Annotated in this window: 21 protein-coding genes; 12 read left to right on the forward strand and 9 right to left on the reverse strand. The window is 72.1% G+C overall.

The features are described from left to right. Positions 1 to 78: 78 nt before the first annotated feature. A complete protein-coding gene (locus tag CP983_RS38575) occupies positions 79 to 1572 on the reverse strand; it encodes an MFS transporter (protein ID WP_150504850.1) in 1494 nt (497 codons plus the stop codon). A gap of 85 nt (positions 1573 to 1657) precedes the next feature. Here CP983_RS38575 and CP983_RS38580 point away from each other — a divergent pair, with 85 nt between their 5' ends. Continuing rightward, positions 1658 to 2047, forward strand: a complete 390-nt coding sequence (locus tag CP983_RS38580) for a MarR family winged helix-turn-helix transcriptional regulator (protein WP_167537821.1) — start codon at positions 1658 to 1660, stop codon at positions 2045 to 2047. A 24-nt stretch (positions 2048 to 2071) separates the two neighbouring features. Here the strand turns inward: CP983_RS38580 and CP983_RS38585 are convergent, their stop codons facing one another. Beyond that, a complete protein-coding gene (locus CP983_RS38585; protein ID WP_150504852.1) occupies positions 2072 to 2806 on the reverse strand; it encodes a maleylpyruvate isomerase family mycothiol-dependent enzyme in 735 nt (244 codons plus the stop codon). Between the two features lie 149 nt (positions 2807 to 2955). Between CP983_RS38585 and CP983_RS38590 the strand changes: the two genes are divergently transcribed. After that, positions 2956 to 3492, forward strand: coding sequence for a DM13 domain-containing protein (locus CP983_RS38590; protein ID WP_107911667.1), 537 nt, complete (start codon positions 2956 to 2958; stop codon positions 3490 to 3492). Positions 3493 to 3498: 6 nt separating this feature from the next. Here the strand turns inward: CP983_RS38590 and CP983_RS38595 are convergent, their stop codons facing one another. Both CP983_RS38595 and CP983_RS38600 read right to left on the reverse strand, forming a co-directional pair. After that, positions 3499 to 3888: a VOC family protein gene (locus CP983_RS38595; RefSeq protein WP_150504854.1), complete on the reverse strand. Its 390-nt coding sequence runs from the start codon at positions 3886 to 3888 to the stop codon at positions 3499 to 3501. Between the two features lie 68 nt (positions 3889 to 3956). Further along, positions 3957 to 5135 (reverse strand): MFS transporter, encoded by a 1179-nt coding sequence (locus tag CP983_RS38600; RefSeq protein ID WP_150504856.1) that lies wholly within the window; start codon positions 5133 to 5135, stop codon positions 3957 to 3959. 220 nt (positions 5136 to 5355) lie between these two features. Between CP983_RS38600 and CP983_RS38605 the strand changes: the two genes are divergently transcribed. Next, the gene (locus tag CP983_RS38605; RefSeq protein WP_107911661.1) at positions 5356 to 6831 is read left to right on the forward strand and encodes a glutamate-cysteine ligase family protein; all 1476 of its coding nucleotides are present in this window, start codon (positions 5356 to 5358) and stop codon (positions 6829 to 6831) included. Between the two features lie 12 nt (positions 6832 to 6843). Here CP983_RS38605 and CP983_RS38610 read toward each other — a convergent pair whose 3' ends face one another. The 3 genes from CP983_RS38610 to CP983_RS38620 all read right to left on the reverse strand — a co-directional run bounded on the left by CP983_RS38610 (position 6844) and on the right by CP983_RS38620 (position 10404). Next, positions 6844 to 7956, reverse strand: coding sequence for a Gfo/Idh/MocA family protein (locus CP983_RS38610; RefSeq protein ID WP_150504858.1), 1113 nt, complete (start codon positions 7954 to 7956; stop codon positions 6844 to 6846). Next, the gene (locus CP983_RS38615; protein ID WP_150504860.1) at positions 7926 to 8636 is read right to left on the reverse strand and encodes a ThuA domain-containing protein; all 711 of its coding nucleotides are present in this window, start codon (positions 8634 to 8636) and stop codon (positions 7926 to 7928) included. The genes CP983_RS38610 and CP983_RS38615 overlap by 31 nt, the downstream gene beginning before the upstream one ends. A 211-nt stretch (positions 8637 to 8847) precedes the next feature. Beyond that, positions 8848 to 10404: an acyl-CoA carboxylase subunit beta gene (locus CP983_RS38620; RefSeq protein WP_150504862.1), complete on the reverse strand. Its 1557-nt coding sequence runs from the start codon at positions 10402 to 10404 to the stop codon at positions 8848 to 8850. A 172-nt stretch (positions 10405 to 10576) separates the two neighbouring features. Between CP983_RS38620 and CP983_RS38625 the strand changes: the two genes are divergently transcribed. The 9 genes from CP983_RS38625 (at position 10577) to CP983_RS38665 (ending at position 18363) form a co-directional block, all read left to right on the forward strand. Beyond that, complete coding sequence (locus CP983_RS38625) at positions 10577 to 11683, forward strand: acyl-CoA synthetase family protein (protein ID WP_150504864.1); 1107 nt, start codon at positions 10577 to 10579, stop codon at positions 11681 to 11683. Continuing rightward, positions 11683 to 13110, forward strand: coding sequence for an aldehyde dehydrogenase family protein (locus CP983_RS38630; RefSeq protein ID WP_150504867.1), 1428 nt, complete (start codon positions 11683 to 11685; stop codon positions 13108 to 13110). The genes CP983_RS38625 and CP983_RS38630 overlap by 1 nt, the downstream gene beginning before the upstream one ends. A 30-nt stretch (positions 13111 to 13140) precedes the next feature. Continuing rightward, positions 13141 to 13638, forward strand: a complete 498-nt coding sequence (locus tag CP983_RS38635; protein ID WP_107911649.1) for an FAS1-like dehydratase domain-containing protein — start codon at positions 13141 to 13143, stop codon at positions 13636 to 13638. A 1-nt stretch (position 13639) separates the two neighbouring features. Then, complete coding sequence (locus CP983_RS38640; RefSeq protein ID WP_150504869.1) at positions 13640 to 14071, forward strand: MaoC/PaaZ C-terminal domain-containing protein; 432 nt, start codon at positions 13640 to 13642, stop codon at positions 14069 to 14071. 93 nt (positions 14072 to 14164) lie between these two features. Continuing rightward, the gene (locus CP983_RS38645) at positions 14165 to 14428 is read left to right on the forward strand and encodes an acyl carrier protein (protein WP_030965519.1); all 264 of its coding nucleotides are present in this window, start codon (positions 14165 to 14167) and stop codon (positions 14426 to 14428) included. Positions 14429 to 14448: 20 nt separating this feature from the next. Beyond that, the gene (locus CP983_RS38650; protein ID WP_107912226.1) at positions 14449 to 15702 is read left to right on the forward strand and encodes a beta-ketoacyl-[acyl-carrier-protein] synthase family protein; all 1254 of its coding nucleotides are present in this window, start codon (positions 14449 to 14451) and stop codon (positions 15700 to 15702) included. A gap of 28 nt (positions 15703 to 15730) precedes the next feature. Next, a complete protein-coding gene (locus CP983_RS38655; RefSeq protein ID WP_150504871.1) occupies positions 15731 to 16837 on the forward strand; it encodes a beta-ketoacyl synthase N-terminal-like domain-containing protein in 1107 nt (368 codons plus the stop codon). Positions 16838 to 16876: 39 nt separating this feature from the next. Beyond that, positions 16877 to 17623 carry a 3-oxoacyl-[acyl-carrier-protein] reductase gene (gene fabG, locus CP983_RS38660; protein ID WP_125528551.1) on the forward strand — a complete coding sequence of 249 codons (747 nt, stop codon included), beginning with the start codon at positions 16877 to 16879 and terminating at the stop codon, positions 17621 to 17623. A gap of 26 nt (positions 17624 to 17649) precedes the next feature. Beyond that, a complete protein-coding gene (locus CP983_RS38665) occupies positions 17650 to 18363 on the forward strand; it encodes a 2-hydroxychromene-2-carboxylate isomerase (RefSeq protein WP_150504873.1) in 714 nt (237 codons plus the stop codon). Here the strand turns inward: CP983_RS38665 and CP983_RS38670 are convergent, their stop codons facing one another. Together CP983_RS38670 and pabB are read right to left on the reverse strand one after the other, a co-directional pair. Continuing rightward, a complete protein-coding gene (locus CP983_RS38670; RefSeq protein WP_150504875.1) occupies positions 18364 to 19086 on the reverse strand; it encodes a hypothetical protein in 723 nt (240 codons plus the stop codon). It abuts the gene before it with no gap. A 66-nt stretch (positions 19087 to 19152) separates the two neighbouring features. Continuing rightward, positions 19153 to 21297, reverse strand: coding sequence for an aminodeoxychorismate synthase component I (gene pabB, locus CP983_RS38675; protein WP_150504877.1), 2145 nt, complete (start codon positions 21295 to 21297; stop codon positions 19153 to 19155). Positions 21298 to 21310: the final 13 nt, after the last annotated feature.

Genomic DNA, 21310 nt, shown 5'->3' on the forward strand with positions numbered 1-21310 from the left:
AGCTGCACGCGCCATGCCCCGCTCGGGTCGGATGAGAAGAACCGCACCTCAAGGCCGAGCTGATCCAAACGACAGGGCCTAGTCGCGGACCGCCACGCGCTCCGCTTCCGCCTCCTTGGCGGTGGACTTGGCGACCACGACGGTCCGCTGCCCGCGGCGCGCGCGCAGTCCGGTGAGGGCGATCAGCAGCCCCACGACCGCGATCCCCGTGATCACGACCAGAGCGGGCAGATAGCTGTCCAGCACGGCCTGCGGGGACGCCGGCTCCTTCGGCGCGTTCGCGGTCAGGACCGCCGTCACCACGGCCAGGAACAGCGCGCCGCCCACCTGCACCGAGGTGTTGAGCAGACCCGAGACCATGCCCTGCTCGTGCTCGTCGACGCCGTTGGTGGCCTGGACGTTGAGCGACGGGAACGTCAGCGCGAAGGCGGAGCCGACCAGCAGCATCGTCGGCAGGATCACCGCCGCGTAGAGCGGGTCGAGGTCGATGCGCAGGAACAGCAAATAGCCAGCGACCATCAGGGCGAAGCCGACCGCGATCAGCCGGGCGGTACCGAACCGGTCGATGACCGCACCGACCTTCGTCGCCGACAGCGCCACGAGCGCACCCGCGGGCAGGAAGGCCAGTGCCGTGTGCAGCGCCGACCAGCCGAGCAGTTGCTGCATGTACAGAGTCACCAGGAACTGGAAGCCGATGTAGCTGCCGACGAACGTCAACGCGCCCAGTTGCGCCCGCACCTGCGCCCCGGAACGCAGCACGCCCAGCCGGATCAGCGGGCTCGGGCTGCGCCGCTCGACCAGGACGAAGGCGGTGAGCAGGACGGCGACCGCGACGAAGGACAGGATCGTGCGGGCCGATCCCCAGCCGGCCTCGGGGGCCTGTACGACGGTGAACACGAGCAGCAGCATCGACGCGGTGCCGAGGACGGCGCCGGGGATGTCGTAGCCGCCCTCCGCCTTCTCCCGCTCGCTGCGCGGCAGCAGCTTCAGGCCGACGGCCAGGGCTATCAGCGCGATGGGCGCGGGCAGCAGCATCGTCAGACGCCAACTGGCCTCGGTGAGCAGGCCGGAGAAGACGAGGCCCATCGAGTAGCCGGTGGCGCCGCAGGTCGTGTAGATCGACAGGGCGCGGTTGCGCACCGGGCCCTCGGCGAAGGTCGTGGTGATGATGGACAGGCCCGCCGGTGCCGTGAACGCCGCGGCCAGGCCCTTGATGAAGCGGCTGGCGATCAGCAGCGGACCCGAGTCGACGAGACCGCCGAGCAGCGAGGCCACCGCGAAGACGCCCAGGGCCACCAGGAACACCTGGCGCCGGCCCAGCAGATCGGCGGTGCGTCCGCCGAGGAGGAGCAGGCCGCCGTAGCCCAGGATGTAGCCGCTGACGATCCATTGCAGGGTCGAGGTCGAAAGGCCCAGGTCGGCGCCGATGGACGGCAGGGCCACGCCCACCATCGACACGTCCAGCGCGTCCAGGAACATCGCGGCGCACAGCACCAGCAGGGTGCCCCACAGCCGGGGCGTCCAGCGGGCCGTGGAGGACGCGGCCGCCGGGGAGTTGAGCGGAGAGGTCATGCCGAGGACACTACATGCGCATGCATGAGATGCAAATGCATTTAATGCGAGTGCAATGATCGTGGAATTCTGCTACGGTGCGCCCATGGCGGCGAAGAAGGCCGAGCAGGCGCTCGTGGACCAGTGGCGGGACATCCTGGCGCTGCATGCGCGCACCCAGTGCGAACTCGACCGCGCACTGCATCAACACGGCCTGTGCGCCAGTGACTTCGAGGTCCTGGACGTCCTGGCCGGCGGCTCGGCGCGCCGTGGCTCGTCGCTGCGGGTGCAGGAGATCTCCGAGCGCGTCCATCTCAGTCAGAGCGCGCTGTCCCGGCTGATCGCCCGGCTGGAGAAGGACGGCCTCGTGGAGCGCTGCATGTGCGCGCAGGACCGGCGCGGCGTGGTGGTGGCCCTCACGGCCAAGGGGCGCGCGCTGCACGGCGAGGTGCTGCCGCTGCAGCGCGCGGTGCTGACCAGGATGCTGACGAACTGACCCGCGCACGGGCCGGGTCCGGCGTCAGATGACGGCGGACTTCTCCCGCCACAGCGCGCCGATGGAGGCGTCGCCGCTCACCTGCGGGAAGGGCAGCCGGTTCCACAGCGACAGGTAGAGCAGGTCGGCCGGACCGGAGATCTCGCAGTCCGCCGGGGCGGTGTCGCCGCGCTCGGTCACGGGCGGCTCCTGCGAAAGCCGTACGGTCCACACGGCGTCGTCCGTGTCGGTCGCCCGCACTCGCAGCACCCGGGGTTCGGCGCTGCGGACGCGGCTCTTGGACCGGGCGTGGAAGCCGCGCAGCAGCTCGTCGACGCCGTCCGCGGCGAAGCCGGTCCCGATCTCGTCCGGGGTGCCGCCGAGCGCGGACTGGGCGTCGAAGCGGTGGATCGTCGTCTCGTGCGCCTGCCTGCGGGCCCAGAACGCCAGCGGGGTCGGGGCGGGCAGGAAGTGCCAGCACTCCACGTCGGCGGGTGCGTCCGTGAGCGTGTCGACCAGGTGGCGGTGGCCCTCCCGGAACCAGGTGAGCAGCTCCGCCCCGTCGAGGTCGGGCAGGCCGCCGTCCGGCTGGTAGGAGGTGTACCCCTCGGTCACGAACGCCGCCGCCCAGCGGTGCACCGTCCCGGTGTGCCGCACCAGGTCCCGCACCTGCCACTGCGGGCAGGTCGGAACCTTGGCGTCCGTGCCCGCCTGCTCGGCGGACGCGGCCAGCAGCAGGCCCTCACGGTCCAGTGTGCGCACGAAGTCGGCTGTCTCCATGGGGGAGAGTGTGCCGGATGGAGAGGGCTCCACGGGAGACGGGCCTCCGCGTCGACGTAAGACTTTCGTCATCACGCCGCGTGTACACGGCGGGCTCCGGGTTCCGTTGAATGGACGGCGACGGACGACTACCGGAAAGCGAGACGGGTATGGGGCGCGTGCGGAAGGCGCTGTGGGGGCCGCTGGGACTCGGGGTGCTGGTGCTGGTCCTCGTCGCGGGCGGCCTCGGGCTGTACTGGTTCCAGCCGTGGAAGCTGTGGCAGGACACGACCGTGGAGGAGGCCCTGCCCGCCGCGGTGGGAACCTCCGCACCGGCCTCGACGGCACCCGGGCCGAAGACGTTGGCGGGCGGTGAGCTGATCAGCCATGAGCACGCGACCTCGGGCTCGGTGAAACTGCTGCGGCTGGCCGACGGTTCCCATGTCCTGCGGCTGGAGAACCTCGACACCAGCAACGGACCGGACCTGCGGGTGTGGCTGACGGACGCGCCGGTGAAGGAGGGCGTGGGCGGCTGGCGCGTGTTCGACGACGGCGCGCACATCAGCCTCGGCCGGCTCAAGGGCAACAAGGGAAGCCAGAACTATGCCGTGCCGGGGGATGTCGATCTGTCCCGGTACAGCAGCGTCAGCATCTGGTGCGACCGCTTCGATGTGTCCTTCGGTGCCGCGGAGCTCGCCCGGGTGTGAGGACGCTCAGGACGAAGTCGGGAACAGGCAGAACTCGTTGTCCTCGGGGTCGGTCAGCACCCAGTGGTCCTCGTGGCGGGTCCGCACGGTCGCGCCGAGCGCGGTGAGCCGGGCGATCTCGGTCTCCGGGTCGGCGGAGACCAGGTCCAGGTGCAGTCGGTTCTTGCCGCGCTTGGGCTCCGGGACGAGCTGACACCACAGCCGGGGGCCGCCGCCGACGGGTTCGACCAACACGGTGGGGTCGTCCTCCAGGCCGGCGATGCCCCGGGCCCGCAGTCGGGCGAGCTCGGCGTCGTCGTACGGGGCGACGGCGTAACCGTCGAGGGCGGCGGCCCAGAAGCGAGCGGTGGCGGCCGGACGGGCACAGTCGATGACGATGTCGTGGAGTCGTGCCATCCGGTCATCATCCGCGGCGCGGGCGGGACCGACAATGCGCCGGGCCCGCAACGCGCGCTCCGACGGGGTCAGTTCGGCACCGCGCGCCGGGTGGCGACGCCGATGAGCGTGGCGATGGCCGCGAGTACGGCGACGCTGGTCAGGGCGACGGGCAGGGAGATCCAGTCCGCCATGAAGCCGATGGCGGGCGGGCCGAGGAGCATGCCGCCGTAGCCGAAGGTCGAGGCCGTGGCTACGCCGCTCGGGCCGGCGAGGGTGCCCGCGCGTTCGACGGCCACGGGGAAGAGGTTGGCCAGGCCGAGGCCGGTCACCGCGAAGCCGAGCAGCGCGGCCCACAGGCTCGGCGCGAGCGAACCGAGCAGCATTCCGGCCGCGGCGGTGGCGCCGCCCGCGATGACGGTACGGCCGTGACCGAGCCGTTCGAGCAGGGCCGTACCGCTGAGCCGGCCGATGGTCATGGCCAGCGCGAAGCAGGTGTAGCCGAGGGCGGCGACACCGGACGAGGCGTCCAGGTCCTGTTCGAGGTGCAGGGCGCCCCAGTCGGCCATGGCGCCCTCGCCGTAGGCCGTGCACCCGGCGATCAGGCCGAAGACGATCACCAGACCGCGGACTCGGCCCTGCGGGCGGCGGGAGGTCTCGGGGGCGGAGGGTGCGGAGGGTGCGGGGGGCGGGGCGGACGGCGGCTCGTGGCGCAGCAGCGTCGGGGCGGCCACCGCCGTCACGAGCAGTCCGACGACGGCGAGGCCCGCGAGGTGCAGGGTGGGGGAGAGGGCCCCCGCGACCAGTCCGCCGAGGCCCGCGCCGACCATGCCGCCGAGGCTGAAGGCCGCGTGGAAGCTGGGCATGATCGGCCGGCGCAGGGCGGTGACGAGGTCCACGGCCGCGCTGTTGAAGGCGACGTTGATGCCGCCGTAGGCCGCTCCGAAGATCAGCAGGACGGCGCCGAGGGCGAGCACCGAGTGGGTCAGCGGGGGCAGGGCCACGCTGAGGGACAGGAGTACGGCGCACACGACCGTGACCTGGTGGCTGCCGTAGCGGCGGCAGAGCCGGCCGGTCAGCGTCATGGTGAGGACGGCGCCGGCGGAGACGCCGAGGAGGGCGAGGCCGAGGTCACCGGCGGAGGCGCCGGTCTGGTGCTTGATGGCGGGGATCCGGACGACCCAGCCGGCGAAGAGGAAGCCGTCCAGGGCGAAGAAGGCGGTGATGGCTGTACGCAGGCGGGTCAGGTCGCGGCTGGTGCCCGGCACGACATTGTGCTGACGGGCTTTGTTTATTTGCGGCACAAACTCAGGCTAGGTGGGTGCGAGACGGGCGGCAAGGGGGATCTGACGTGGGCCGGAACACGGGATGGGGCATCTCCGGCTCGCGCACCCGACCGGACCGACGTCGTCCCCTGACTGTCCCGGTGCCGTCCGAAGTGCCACTCTGGGACGAGAGGTATCCGCCGAGGGGACTCGGGAGGGCACGATGGGACGTGACGTTCCGGCCCTGGTGTTCACGCGGGAGGATCGCCGCCGGTACCGGGACAAGATGCACACCTGCCTCGACGTGCTGGCCCAGATGCTGCGCGAGTCGACCTTCGAGAGCGAGCGGCCGCAGGTCGGGCTGGAGATCGAGCTCAACCTGGTCGACGCCGACGGGCGGCCGGCGATGCGCAACACCGACGTCCTGCGGGCCATCGCAGATCCCGCCTGGTCGAGCGAGCTGGGCCGCTTCAACCTGGAGATCAACATCCCGCCGCGCGAGCTGACGACCGGCGGGCCCGGGGCGTGGGAGCAGGCCATCCGTGAAGCGCTCAACCACGCCGAGGAACGCGCCTCCGCCGTGGGCGCACACCTGATCATGGTCGGCATCCTGCCGACGCTGGGCGAGACCGACGTGGACGAGACCGCGCTGTCCGGCGATCCGCGCTACCGGCTGCTCAACGAGCAGATCTTCGCCGCGCGGGGCGAGGACCTCCGGATCACCGTCGACGGGGTGGAGCGCCTGTCGACGTACGCCGACACCATCACCCCCGAGGCCGCCTGCACCAGCACGCAATATCACCTCCAGGTCTCGCCGCGGGAGTTCGCCGACTACTGGAACGCCGCCCAGGCGGTCGCCGGCGTACAGATCGCCCTCGCGGCGAACTCGCCGTACCTCTTCGGCAAGGAGCTGTGGCGCGAGACGCGCATCCCGCTGTTCGAGCAGGCCACGGACACCCGTCCGGTGGAGATCAAGGCGCAGGGCGTACGGCCCCGGGTGTGGTTCGGGGAGCGCTGGATCACCAGCGTCTTCGACCTCTTCGAGGAGAACGTGCGCTACTTCCCGGCCCTTCTGCCGCTGTGCGACGACGAGGACCCGCAGGAGGCGCACGACCGCGGCGACGCACCGCAGCTGGGCGAACTGACCCTGCACAACGGCACGATCTACCGCTGGAACCGCCCCGTCTACGCCGTCACCGAGAGCGGCCCCCATCTGCGCATCGAGAACCGGGTCCTGCCCGCCGGCCCCACCGTCGCCGACACCATCGCCAACGGCGCCTTCTACTACGGCCTCACGCGCGCCCTGGTCGACGACGACCGGCCGGTCTGGACCCGGATGTCCTTCTCGGTGGCCGAGGAGAACCTCCACACCGCCGCCCGCGACGGCATCGACGCCCGCCTGTACTGGCCCGGCATGGGCGAGGTCCCGGTCACGGAACTGGTGTTGCGGCGCCTGCTGGCCCAGGCCCACCGGGGCCTGGAACTCGCCGGCATGGACGCGGCCTGGCGCGAACCCCTGCTCGGCATCATCGAGCAGCGCTGCGTCACCGCCCGCAACGGCGCCCTGTGGCAGGCGGAGACGGTCCACCACCTGGAGAAGGCCGGCACCGACCGAGACGAGGCGCTGCGGCGGATGACCCGGACCTACATGGAGTACATGCATCTGAACGCGGCCGCCCACACCTGGCCGGTGGACTGACCGGAGCCGCGGTCATCGGGCGCCGGCACCCCGCCATTCCGTGGCCGCGGTCAGCGGTACGGACACGGGCGGCTGTACCGAGGTAGTCAGCTCGATGCGGCGGCCCTCGGACGCCGAGCGCAGGAGCGCGGTCATCGTCTCCAGTACATGCAGGGCGAGTTCGCCGCTTGCGCGGGGTGCTCGCCGCGGGCCGGCGGTGACGAAGTCCAGCAGGCCGACGCCACGGGCGCCGTCGACGTAGCCCGCCGAGACCGGCTGTGTGCGCCACTGGGTGTCGCCGAGTGCGAAGAGCCGGACCTCGCCGTCGAAGCGGTTCGGGTCGGGCACCGCGAGCGTGCCGGTCTCGCCGTGCACCTCGATCGGTGTGGCGGTCGTGGCCACGCCGTCGAAGCTGGTCGTGATCGTCGTCAGCGTCCCGCCGACGTGCTCCAGCACGCCGCTTACGTGCGTGTCGACCTCGACCGGGATGCGCTCGCCCGCGCGCGGACCGGAGCCGATGACGCGCTCGTCGCGCAGCCGGCCGGCCGCCCCCGTCACGGCACGCACAGGCCCCAGCAGATGGACCAGGGACGCGAGATAGTACGGCCCCATGTCCAGCAGCGGGCCGCCGCCGGCGGTGTAGTAGAAGTCGGGGTGCGGATGCCAGCGTTCGTGGCCCGGCGTGACCATCACCGCCGACGCGAACTGGGGGCGCCCGATGGTCCCCGCGGCCACGGCCGCCCGCGCGGTCTGGATGCCGGAGCCCAGGACGGTGTCCGGGGCGCAGCCCACGGTGACGCCCGCCTTCGCGGCTGCCTCCAACACGGTGTGCGCGTCGGCGAGTTCGGCCGTCAGCGGCTTCTCCCCGTACACGTTCTTGCCGTGGCCGATCGCGCGCAGGGCGATCTCGGCGTGCGCCGCGGGGACGGTGAGGTTGAGGACCGTGTCCACGTCCGGGCTGCTCAGCAGCTCCTCCACGCCCATGGCCTCGACGCCGGGTACTTCCGCCGCGACGGCGGCCGAGCGGGAGGCGTCGAGGTCGGCGACCGCCGTGACGCGTACCGCGGGGTGGCCGACGAGCGTGTCCAGGTAGGCACGGGAGATGACGCCGAGTCCTACGATGCCGATGCGGTGCGCGTCGCCCACAGCATGCCCCTCTCGATGACGGTGCGGACCGCGGGGTGTTCCAGTACGTCGAGGCTGTGCCCCGGGGTCGTCACGACGACGCGTCCGGCGCCCCACCGACGGGTCCACACCGCCGGCGAGGTGACCGGGCGGTGCCAGGGATGCCACGGCCGGACCGGATGGGTCGTCGTGGCGAGCACGTCGATCAGGTCGTCGTGGAGCACCCAGTACTGCTCGGTGTCCAGCTCGAAGTCCTCGATACCGGCGGTGATGGGGTGTTCGCGGCCGAGCTCGGTGATGCTGACGCTGTGCGGCAGGTAGTTGTCCTCCTGGCCGCCCCGGCGCTCGCACGGCTCCTTGCCCGGATGCGTCGCGAACTGCCCGCCCACCAGATGGAGATAGTCGGACGAGGCCCGGAACGAGTCGGCGATCCCGCCGTGCCAGCCGGTGAGGCCGGTGCCCGCGACGACCGCCCCGCTCAGCCCCGCCAACTGCTCGGCGGTGATCTGCGACATCGTCACGCACTGCACGACGAGGTCGGTGCCGGACATCGCGTCGGCGTCGGCGTAGACGTCGGTGGACTCCTCGATCCGGACGGCGTACCCGTTGGCGCGCAGGAAGGGCAGGAACAGTTCCGTCGCCCGGACCGGCTGATGCCCCTCCCATCCGCCGCGGACCACCAGGGCGTTCTTGCGCGTCATCTCGTCCCTTCACGGGGCGTCGCACGCCCCCGTCGCCAGACAGCCCCCTCACTATGTGCCGACCGCGTACGCAGGGGAAAGGCCGACGGGGCGACGCGAAAGTTTCGCCCCGGAAGAGCACCCGGAAGGGTCGCGGCAGAGCCCCGGAAGGGCCGCGGAACAGCTCCGGTACAGCCCGGGAGAATCCTGGACGGGCCCTTGAACTCCCCGCCTACTGTGGTGGGTTGCCGTGCTTGCGGTAGGGCAGATCGGCGTGCTTCGAGCGGAGCATGTCCAGGGTGCGCACCAGCGTCCCGCGGGTCTCGGCGGGGTCGATGACGTCGTCGACGAGGCCGCGTTCGGCCGCGTAGTACGGATGGATCAGCTCGGCGGCGTACTCCTTGACCAGCGCGGCGCGGACGGCCTGCGGGTCGTCGGCCTCGGCGATCCGCCGGCGGAAGATCACGTCGGCCGCGGCCTCCGCGCCCATCACGGCGATCTCGTTCGTCGGCCAGGCATACGTCACGTCGGAGCCGATGGACTGCGAGTCCATGACGATGTACGCCCCGCCATAGGCCTTGCGCAGGACGACGGAGACCCGCGGCACGGTGGCGTTGCAGTAGGCGTACAGCAGCTTCGCGCCGTGCCGGACGATGCCGCCGTGCTCCTGGGCGACGCCGGGCAGGAACCCGGGGACGTCCACCAGGGTGACGAGCGGGATGCTGAACGCGTCGCACATCTGGACGAAGCGGGCCGCCTTCTCGCTGGCCCGGGTGTCCAGCACCCCGGCGAGCCGGGCGGGTTGGTTGCCGACGACGCCGACGACATGGCCGTCCAGCCGGGCCAGGCCCACCACGACATTGGTCGCCCAGTGCTCGTGCACCTCGAAGAACTCGCCGTCGTCGACCAGTTCCCCGATCACCGCCCGCATGTCGTAGGCGCGGTTGCCGTCCGCGGGGACCAGGTCCAGCAGTGCCGTGCCCGCCCGGTCGGGAGGGTCGGTGGACGGCACCCGCGGCGGCTGCTCGCGGTTGTTGGCGGGGAGCAGGGACAGCAGGTACCGCACCTCCTCGAGGCAGGTCTCCTCGTCGTCGTACGCGAAGTGGCACACGCCGCTCGTCCCCGCGTGCACGTCCGCGCCGCCCAGTCCGTCGTGGCCGATCTCCTCGCCGGTCACCGCCTTGACCACGTCCGGGCCGGTGACGAACACCTGGGAGGTGTCCCGCACCATGAACACGAAGTCCGTCAGCGCGGGGCTGTAGGCGGCGCCGCCCGCGCACGGGCCCAGCATCACGCTGATCTGCGGAATCACCCCGGAGGCGCGGGTGTTGCGCAGGAAGATGCCGCCGTACCCGGCGAGCGCGGTGACGCCCTCCTGGATGCGGGCGCCGGCACCGTCGTTGAGCGAGACGAGCGGGGCCCCTGCGGCCAGCGCCATGTCCATCAGCTTGTGGATCTTCTGCGCGTGGGCCTCGCCGAGGGCGCCGCCGAAGACGCGGAAGTCATGGGCGTAGACGAAGACCGTCCGGCCGTGGACGGAGCCCCAGCCGGTGATCACGCCGTCGGTGTACGGGCGTTTGTTCTCCAGGCCGAAGCCCACTGCCCGGTGCCGCCGCAGTTGCTCCGTCTCGTGGAACGTCCCGGCGTCCAGCAGCAGTTCGATCCGCTCACGTGCCGTCAGCTTCCCTTTGGCGTGCTGAGCCGCGGTCGCCTTGTCGCTCGGTCCGTGCCGCACCCGTTCGCGCAACTCGCGTAATTCCGCGGTCCGGCCGCGGGAGTCCGCCCGCATTTGGTTCCCCCGTCCTCGGACGTCTCCGGGCGGTCCGTCCGGCCCCGGCCCGCGCATCCGCTCCCACCGACTCTAACTCGCCGTCAAAGATTGCACATCCCTTGACTGGGAATGTAACTCTGTGCGAGCGTGGAATCGCAGCTGATCGCCATGCCCCTGGGGAAGGACGCACATGTCGGACCACGGCCGCACGGACCCGGTTCTCGACTGCCCGGCCGACGAGACGCCGGACGGCGAGGAACTCATCACCGCGGCGATGCGGTGGCACTTCAGCCCGGAGACCGGCTCTCCGTTCTGGCTCGAGCGGGCGGGCAAGCTCGACTTCGACCCGCTCAGGGACGTCAAGAGCTTCGCCGACCTGAGGCTGTTCCCCAACCTCGTCAACGAACTGCGTGACGTGCGCGTCGAGGAGTTGATCCCGCGCGGCCTCACACTGCCGGACGACCTTTACGGCATCTATGAAAGCGGCGGCACCACCGGCGCCCCCAAGCGCGTCGTCTGCACGACCGACTGGATGGAGCGCTGGCTCGCCTTCAGCCAGCGCCACCTGGACGCCCGCGGCTGCCCGCGGGGCGTCAACTGGCTGGCCCTGATGCCCGACGGCCCGCACATCTTCGGCGCCGCGCTGCGTGAGGGCGCCAGGCGCAGCGGCGGCATCCTCTTCACGGTCGACATGGACCCGCGCTGGGTGAAGAAGGCCATCGCTCAGGGCCGCGCCGAGGACGCCGCACGCTACGCCGACCACCTGGTCACGCAGGCCGGGTTCCTGCTGGAGACCCAGGACGTCGGCGTACTGATCACGACCCCGCCGCTGCTCCAGCGGCTCGCGCAGGACGAGCGGCTGGTCGCGCTGATCAACCGGAAGGTGCGTCACATCCAGTGGGGCGGCGCCCACATGGACGCCGACACCCGCCACCTGTTCCGCACCGAGGTCTTCCCCGGCATCCAGCTCCAGGGCGCCTACGGCAGCACGATGATCCTCGGCGGCTCGCTGGAGCGCATCGAACCGGCCGGCGAGGACCGGTGCGTCTTCGACCCCTTCGCGCCCTACATCACCTTCTCCGTCATCGACCCCGCGACCGGTGAGAACGTCCCGTACGGCGAGCGCGGCCAGGTCGTCATGAACCACATCAGCAAGGCCATGCTGCTGCCCAACAACCTCGAACGCGACACCGCCGTGCGCATCCGGCCGCCCGAGGGGCAGATGGGCGACTCGGTCGCCGACGTCAGTCCGGTGGCCACCTTCGACGACCAGGCCGTCATCGAAGGGGTCTACTGATGCCCGGACCGGCCACCGCGGCCACGAGGGCGGCCTTACGGGACGCGGGCGAGGAGCTCGTCCAGCTCGACGCGTTCGGCGCCAACGGCCCCTACCGCGCCCGCAATCGCCTGACCGTGCCCGACGTGACGGGGCAGCCGCTCGCCGAACTGAGCATCGTGCCACCGCTGTTCGTGCACCGCGCCCTCGCCGCACTGCGGTCGGCCGATCCCCTGCCGCCCGGCGAGCGGGCCGCCGCACTGGAGCGGGCCGGCCGGCTGTTCGCCTCCGGCACCGTCGGCGGACTGGACCCGGACACCTACCGCGAGCTGGTCAGCCGCTGTTCCGGCCTGCCCATCCCCGTGGTCAGCGCCGCGACCGGCATCGTCGCCGACGCGGCGTCCCAGGCCGCGGGCACGGTGCTCCAGGCCCGGCCCCAGGCCGCCGTCGGCGACTGGCGCGACCCCGCGACCCGGACCGGCGCCGCGGTGTGGACCCGGCGCGGGAACGTCTTCGCCGTGCACGCCGCCGGCAACCACCCCGGGGTGCACGCCCTGTGGCTGGAGGCCCTCGCCCTCGGCTACCGGGTCGTCGTACGGCCCTCGCGGCGCGAGCCGTTCACGCCGCACCGCCTGGTCGCCGCGCTGCGCGAGGCGGGCTTCGGCGCCGACCACATCGCGCTGACCCCGACCGACCACACCGTCGCCGACACCGTCGTCGCGGGTGCGGACCTCGCGCTCGTCTACGGCGGCGACGACGTGGTGCGCAAGTACGCCGGGCACAGCACTGTGCTGCCCCAAGGGCCCGGCCGGGCCAAGATCCTGGTGACCGGCGGAGACTGGCGAGCCCACCTGGACACCATCGTCGACTCCGTCGCGGACGAGGGCGGCACCGCCTGCGTCAACGCCACCGCCGTCCTCGTCGAGGGCGGCCCCGACGAGGCGGCCGCCGTCGCCGACGCGCTCGCCGAAAGGCTGGCGGCCATCCCGAGCCTGCCGCCGCGGCATCCCGAGGCCGTCCTGCCCGTGCAGCCCCTGGCCGCCGCCCGCGCCATCGAGGGATACCTGCTGCGCAGCGCCGGCAGCGCCACGGCCCACCTGGGCGGCGACGGAGTCGTGGACGACCTGGGCGACGGCAGCGCCGTACTGCGCCCGGCCGTGTTCCGGCTCGACCGCTCCGACGCCCCGCAGACCGGCGTCGAACTGGGCTTCCCCTGCGTATGGGTGGCGCCCTGGAACCGCGGCGACGGGATCGCGCCGCTGCGCGACTCGCTCGTCGTCACCGCGATCACCGACGACGAACGGCTCCTGGAGCAACTCGTCGACGAGCCGACCATCAGCAACGTCCACGTCGGCGACCACCCGACGTACTGGATGCGACCGGGCCTCCCGCACGACCGGTACCTCGCGGAATTCCTCATGCGCACCAAGACCGTCATCCGGGACTGACCCGCCGAACAGCGCACACCAGGGGGCGACATGGCACTGAACCACGACTTCATCGGCCGCACCCACGGGCCGAGCGAGGTCTACGAAGTCAGCCGGGAGAAGATCCGCGACTACGCGATCGCCACCGGCGACACCCATCCGGTCTACCTCGACCCCGAGGCGGCACGGGCGCTCGGCCACCCGGACGTGATCGCGCCGCCCTCCTTCGCCGTCATGCTCTTCTTCCGCTTCGGCGGCTGGCCGCTGTACGACCCGGAGTTCGGCAAGCGGAAGGAACCGGTGTGCGTGCACCGGGCCCAACGGGTCGAGCACCGACGGCCGATCCGGCCGGGCGACCGGCTCGTGCAGACCACGACCGTCGACGACATGAGTGTGATGGGCGAACACGAGCAGTGGGTGATGACCCACCGGATCAGCACGGTGGACGGCGAGCACGTGTGCACCGTCGTCAACACGATCCTCTCCCGCGGCACGGCGGACCTGCCCCGGCAGACCCCGGCCCCGGTGCTGCAGCCCCAGGAGGCGTGACATGACAGCCAAGGTCGCCCACGACGACATCGAGGTCGGCACCGAGATACCCGCGCAGGACATCACCGTGCGGAGGGTCGACCTGCTCCGCTACTGCGGCGCCTGCTCGGACTTCACCGCCACCCACTGGAACGAACGGATCGCCAAGGCCGTCGGCCTGCCCGACGTCATCGCCCACGGCACCTACACCATCGCCGCCGCCGTACGGGTCGTCACCGACTGGGCGGGCGACCCCTCGGCCCTCGTCGAGTACAGCGTCCGCCGCTTCACCCGTCCGGTCGTCGTGCCCGACGACGACACCGGCGCGACCGTGCGGATCACCGGCGTCGTCGAGCGGAAGCTGGACGACCGTCGGGTCGTGATCCGGCTGCGGGCCCGCTTCGAGGGGCTGGAGGTGATGTCCGGGGCGCGAGCCGTCGTACGGCTCGCCTGAGCCCGCACCGCGCACCGCCCGGGCCCCGGCCGGTGCCGCGTCAGACAGGGGGCCGCCCGACGCGGCGGCTGATGCGACAGAAGGAGCACAGACATGACCAGCACCGACATCGCCGCGGAGCGCGAGAACCAGATCAAGGAGCTCGTGGCCGACATCCTCGAACTCGAACCCGACGAGATGACCCGCACCAGCCGCTTCAAGGAGGACCACGAGGCCGACTCCCTGCTCGCGATCGAGATACTCGCCTCCCTGGAGAAGCAGTTCAAGATCACCATCGCCCAGCAGGAACTCGCCCGCATGGTGAACCTGGAAGGCGTGTACGAGGTGGTGGCCGAGGCCGCCGCGGCCCGGCAGTAGGCGGCGGCGTGTCGTCGACCATGACACCGCGGCGCGTCGTCGTCACCGGCCTCGGCGCCGTGACCAGCATCGGGATCGGCGCCGACGAGTTCCTCACCGGACTGCGCGCCGGACGCAGCGGGGCCGGCCCCATCACCTCCTTCGACGCGAGCGGCTTCGACCACTCCCGGGCGTGCGAGATCACCGAGTTCGACGCCGCCCGCTTCGTCACCCGGCTGCCGCTGCGCGAGTACGGCCGGGCGAGCCACTTCGCCGCCGCGGCCGCCCGGATGGCCGTCGCGGACGCCGCCCTCCCGGTCGAGGACCTGCGCGCCGTGCGCTCGCTGGTCTCCGTCGGCACCACCGACGGCGAGTCCCGCGACCTCGACGGACTGACCCGGCAGGAAGTGGAACTCGGTCCGCGGCGGATGGACCCGGTCGTGGCCCGCCGGGTTCCGGCCGGCCGGCTTTCGGTGGCCGCCGCCCGGGAGTTGGGGCTGGTCGACGTCGAGGCCGTGACGCTGCCGACCGCCTGCGCGGCCGGCAACTACGCCATCGGCTACGGCTACGACGCCGTGCGCACCGGGGAGTTCGAGTTCGCGCTGTGCGGCGGGGCGGATGCCGTCTGCCTGAAGACCTTCGCCGGCTTCTACCGCCTGGGCACCATCGCCCCCGAGCGCTGCCAGCCCTTCGACCGCGACCGCAAGGGCATCCTCACCGGCGAGGGCGCCGGGATGATGCTGCTGGAGAGCCTGGACTCGGCCCTCGCACGGGGTGCGCGCATCCACGCCGAGGTGCTCGGTTACGGCCTGAACTGCGACGCGGACCATCCGGTCGCGCCCAACGAGGACAGCTTCGCCCGCTGTGTGCGCCTCGCCCACGACAACGCGGGCGTCACCGCGGACGACGTCGACCTTATCTCCGCGCACGGCACCGGCACCAAGGCCAACGACGTCAGCGAGGCCCGCGCGATCCGCCAGGTCTTCGGCGGCACACCGCCGCGCATGGTCTCCATCAAGTCGATGATCGGCCACACCATGGGCGCGGCCAGCGCCCTCGCCGCGATCGCCTGCACCCTTGCCCTGCGCGAGGGCTTCATCCCGCCGACGATCAACCACGTGGAGACCGACCCCGAGTGCGACATCGACTGCGTGCCCAACCGCGCGATCGAAGCCGACCTGAAGGTCGTGCAGAACAACGCGCTGGCCTTCGGCGGCAACAACGCCGTCCTGATCCTCGGCCGCTACGAGCCCGACGCCGCCGAGGCGCGCCGGGCGCAGAGGGGAGCGGCATGAACAGCCGTACGCCGCAGGGAGGTTGCCGATGAGCGCCACGGGACCGGTCGTCTCCGCCTGGTCGGCGGTGTCCGCGTTCGGCGTCGGACGGGAGGCGTTCGGGGCGGGAGTACGGGCGAAGCAGCCGGCCGTCACCGCGCTCGACCCCGAGCGCTGGGCCGCGCCCACCGACCGGGCCTGCCTCGTACCCGGCGGCGAGCCGCGCGAGTTGCTGGGCCGCAAGGGCACCCGCTCCATGGACCGGGTCACCGCACTCGCCGTCGCCGCCGTGGGCAGACTCCTCGACGACGGCGAGGGCGCGCGCATCCCGGGCCTCGACGAGGACACCGGCCTTGTCCTCGGCACCTCGAACGGCAGCGTGGGCAGCATCATGAGCTTCACCCGCGACTCGCTCACCCAGGACCGGCCCTACCTGGTCGACCCCGCCCGCTTCCCGAACACCGTCATGAACTGCGCGGCGGGACAGTCGGCGATCCGGCACGGCCTGCGCGGCCCCAACGTCACCATCGCCGGCGGCCGTGCCTCCGCCCTGCTCGCCCTCAACCACGCCCAGCGGCTCCAGCGCTGCGGCCACGCACGCACCGTCGTGTGCGGCGCGGCCGAGGAGTTCTCCGCGGAACGCGCCTGGCTGGACTGGCACGCGCGCGGCGAGCACCAACCGGCGGAACCCGACGAGGCGCCGCTGACCGGTGAGGGATGCGCGGTCCTGCTGCTGGAGGCGGGCACCGAAGCGGGCGCCGGCCGGACGCCCCTCGCCGAGCTGGCGGCAGTCGAGATCGCGCTGCCGGCCGACGAGAAGGACGCGGGACCGGTCCTCGCCGACTGTGTGCGCCGCGCCCTGCGGCGGGCCGGCCTCACGCCGGCCGACCTGTGGGCCCTCGCCCCCGCGGACGCCCCCGGACCGTACGGCGACCGGGAACGCACCGCGCTCGCCGAGGTGCTGGGCGGCCACGACCCGCTCCGGCTGTCCTGCACCGGCCTGCTCGGCGACACCGGAGCCGCCTCCGCCGCCTTCCAGATCGCCGCCCTCCTGGCGAGCGCCGAGGAGGATCCGGCGGCGGCCGGGCGTGCGGCCCTGGTCACCACCGCCGACCCCGACGGCGTCGTCGGCTGCGCCGTGCTGCGCCTCGCCTGACCGCCCGCCGACCGACACCGCACAAGAGAGGATCACCCCATGGACCACGACCGGCGGCCCGTCGCCCTGGTCACCGGCGGCTCCCGCGGCATCGGCCGCGCCGTCGTACGCCAACTCGCCCGCGACGGACACGACGTGGCGTTCTGCTACCGCGCCCGCTCCGACGCGGCCCGGGAGGTCGAGAAGGAGGCCGAGGAACTCGGCGCCCGGGTCCTGTCCCGCCCCGTCGACGTGACCGACCCGGACGACGTCAGGGCCCTGGTCCGGGACGTCGAGGAGGAACTGGGGCCCGTCGAGGTGCTGGTCACCTCGGCCGGCGTCACCCGGGACAACCCGGTGGTGACCATGACCGACGACGACTGGCGTCAGGTGCTGCGGATCAACCTCGACGGTACCTTCACCGCCTGCCACGCCGTGATCATGGGGATGATGAAGCGCCGTCGCGGCGTCGTGATCACCCTGTCCTCGGTCTCGGGCGTCTACGGCAACCCCCGCCAGGCCAACTACTCCGCCTCCAAGGCCGGGATCATCGGCTTCACCCGCGCGCTCGCCAAGGAGGTGGGCGGCTTCGGAGTCCGGGCGAACGTCGTCGCGCCCGGATTCATCGACACCGACATGACGGCGGTGCTGCGCGAGCGCGAACACCAACGGGCCGTCGACAGCGTGCCGTTGGGCCGGTTCGGCACGGTGCGGGAAGTGGCGGACCTGGTCGGCTTCCTGGCCTCGGACCGGGCCTCGTACATCACCGGAGCCGTCGTCCAGGTCGACGGCGGGATCACCATCTAGCGTCCGACACCTCCGAGGAGGCCGCCATGGCGCGCTCACCGCGTCGTCCCCGTATCTACTTCTCCTTCCGCAGCCCGTACTCCTGGCTGGCCTTCCACGACCTCACCACCGGTCGACCGGACGTCGTGGACGCCGCGGAGTGGCGGCCGTTCTGGGAGCCCGACGCACACAGCGAGAAGCTGCTCACCGAGGCCGGCGGCCGCTTCCCCTACACGCCGATGTCGCGCGAGAAGCACCTGTACATGCTCGGCGACGTACGGCGCCTGGCCGCCCGGCGCGGACTCGCGGTCACCTGGCCACAGGACGTCGCGCCCTGGTGGGAGGCGTCCCACCTCGCCTATGTGGTGGCGGCGGCACAGGGTCGGGGACTCGCCTTCATCGACCGTGTCTACCGTGCCCGTTGGCAGGAGAACCTGGACATCTCCGACCGGGGGACCGTCGGGCGACTGGCCGCCGAAGTCGGCGTCGACCCGGGCGCCGCCGAACATGCCGCCGACGACGAGCACATACGCGCCGAAGGCGTCCGTGCACTCCTCGACATCCACCGTGACGACGTCTTCGGCGTCCCGTTCTTCATGCACCGCCGCCAGAAGTTCTGGGGCATCGACCGGCTCGCGGACTTCCTCGCGGTGGTGGGGGAGGGCGCCGAGTCGGACGTGCCCGCCCCGCCGCCGTCGGTGTCGATCGCAGCGCATGACGCCCGCTCCAGCGACCTGGGACACGCGGGCGGCTGCGGCTGATCAGGCCGCCACCAGCGCCGGACTCACCCGCACCACCGCGATTCCCCGGTCGCTCCGCCCCAGCCGGAACCGCACCTTGTCGTGCAGCACCGTGCCGGAGACGGCCTTGCCGTCCACCTGGGGCTCGCCGGGGAACAGCGTGAACGTCCAGCCGCCACCGACCTCGCAGTCCGGGAGCTCGCTCCCGGACTGAAGCACGCGCGCGCCCCAGATCTGGCGCACCATCAACTCCCTGGTGTCGACGCCGTCCACCGTGAAGGTGGCGGCGTCCGCCGCCGTGATGTCGTCGAAGCTGCCGAAGTGCAGCCCGGTCGGGCCGGTCACGGTGGCCACCGGCGTCCAGTCGGTGCCCGGCGGCACCGCCAGCCTGCCCGCCGGAAGGGCGCGGTCGACCACATCGACCGCGCCCTTGCCGGTCTTGCCTGTCTGGTCGGCGCGCATTGCCGGATCGACCGCGCCACGGGTGTCGAGCTTGTCGGGATCGGGCACCAGCAGGACGCCGAAGACCGTCTCGTCGGCGAACCGGGCACCCTTGAAGTGCTCACGCAGTGCCTCGACGGCACGCTCCGCGCGGCCCCACTGCGAGGCGTCCACGGTGCGTTTCAGATACGCGGCGGTCGGGAGCGGAAGCCCCGCCCGCTCGACGCCCTGCCGTACGGAGTCGCAGGTGTTCCATCCCGATTCGGCCAACAGCTTGATCTGCTCGCTGGCAAACAATGCCACCTCCGGTCGGCATGTCGCGGTTGCGGCGGCCGCGGTGCGCGGCCGGGATCGGGCCCACTCCCCAAGCTAGCCGATGCGGTCGCCGAGCGAGGGGGCCACCGGAGCCCCCGGTGCGGGCGTGTCGGCGGCCGGCAGCGGCAGTGCGCGCAGCGTGGCCTCCGCCTTGACCAGCATCTCGTCGTACTCGGCGAGAGGCTGCGAGTCGAGCACGATCGCCCCGCCGGCGCCCACGCTCAACTCCTCCCGCCACCGTACGGCCGTACGGATCACGATGTTGAGATCCGCCGTGCCGGAGTAGCCGATGAAGCCGAGGGCGCCCGAGTAGATCCCGCGGGCCTGATCCTCCAGGGAGTCGATGATCTCCATGGTGCGCAGCTTGGGCGCACCGGTCATCGACCCGCCGGGGAAGCACGCCTTGACGCAGTCGATGGCGCTCGCGTCCTGGCGCAGTGTGCCGCGCACGGTGGACACCAGCTGATGCACGGTCGTGTACGACTCGGTCGCCATGAACGCCGGTACATGCACGCTGCCGACCCGGCAGATCCGGCCGAGGTCGTTGCGCAGCAGGTCGACGATCATCAGGTTCTCGGCGCGGGTCTTGGGGTCGCCGGGGAGGGAGGCGCGCAGGGCCTCGTCGAGCGCGGGGTCCGGGTTGCGGCGGGTGGTTCCCTTGATGGGCTTGCTCTCCACGGTCCGGTCACGGTCGATCCGCAGGAAACGCTCCGGCGAGGAGCAGAACACGGACAGCTCGCCGAGGCGCAGCAGTGCCGCGTACGGCGCCGGGTTCAGGCTGCGCAGCCTGCGGTAGTAGGCCAGATCGTCGACCGGGGCCGGCAGCCGCAGGCTGTTGGTCAGGCATATCTCGTAGCTCTCCCCGGCGCGCAACTGCCGCTGGGAGGCAGCGATGTCGGCCAGATACTGCTCGCGGGGCCGGGCCAGCCAGCGGGTGACATCCGGGTCGGCCGCGGTCGGGACCGGCCGCGCGGCCACGGCGTCGGGGAGGGTACGCAGCACCGCGGCCGTGCGGTCCAGCCACTCCTCGGCGTAGGCGGCGTCCGACGGTTCGGCGAGGCCGACCAGATAGGTGCGCCCCTCCAGGTGGTCGACGGCCAGGAAGCGGTGCGCCCGCAGCCACATCGCGTCCGGCGCCGGGGCCCGGTGGGCGTTCTTGTCGGCGCCCGTGTCGGCCTTCAACTCGTAGCCGAAGTACCCGACATAGCCGCCGGAGAGGTCGAAGGGCAGGTCCTCGGTGCCGGTGACCTCGCGGCGCAGCCGGCCGTCCAGGACGTCGAAGATCGTGCCGTGCTCCAGGTACGGGATGCCGCCCGAGGGCTCGACGATCACGGACGCGTCGCCGACGCGGTAGGTGAGCACCTCGCCGTCGGGGCCGTCGGCGTCGCCCATGAAGGAGAAGCGGGACAGGCCCGGCTCCACATGGGCGCTGTCGAGCCAGAACGCACGGCTGCTGTCGCCGTGCAGGGCGGTGAACGCCGACTCCGCGTCCACGGCCCGCTCCAGGCACCGCACATGGGCGCGCAGGGCGGGTTCCGGGGACGGGCCTGCGGCGGCCGGAGTCGCGGGGTGTCGGGCCGGAGCGGCGGTGCGCGGCTGCGGCACCTGCCGTCCTGGGCGGGCCGCCAGCGCCAGTCGCCGGAAGTTCGCCATCAGTTCGGCGCCGTACTCGGTGGAGATCGACTCGGGGTGGAACTGCACGCCCCACCGCGGCAGTTCACGATGGCGCAGCCCCATGATCACGCCGTCCTCGGCCCGTGCCGTCACCTCCAGCTGTGGCGGCAGCGGTTCGGCGACGCACAGCGAGTGGTAGCGCACGGCGGTGAAGCGGTCGGGCAGACCGGCGAAGACATCGGTCGCGTCGTGCTCGACCGTCGTGAGGTGGCCGTGGCGGGGCTCGGGCGCGCCGACCACCCGCGCGCCCGCGAGCAGCCCGATGCCCTGATGCCCGAGGCAGACCCCGAGGACGGGCAGTCCGGTGTGCTCCAGCAGCGCGCGCGAATGCCCGAAGTCCCGTCGCCCCGACGGATGCCCGGGGCCCGGTGAGATCACCGCCGCGTCGAACGCGTCGACGTCCAGCCGACTCCAGGCCGGGTCGTCGTTGGGCACGACCGTCGGCTCCTGGCCATAGGTCTCGGCCAGCAGCTGGAAGAGGTTGTAGGTGTAGGAGTCGTGGTTGTCGATCAGCAGTGTGCGCATGGCCCCTTCAGAG

It is taken from the genome of Streptomyces chartreusis (assembly GCF_008704715.1).
Taxonomy (GTDB): Bacteria; Actinomycetota; Actinomycetes; order Streptomycetales; family Streptomycetaceae; genus Streptomyces; species Streptomyces chartreusis.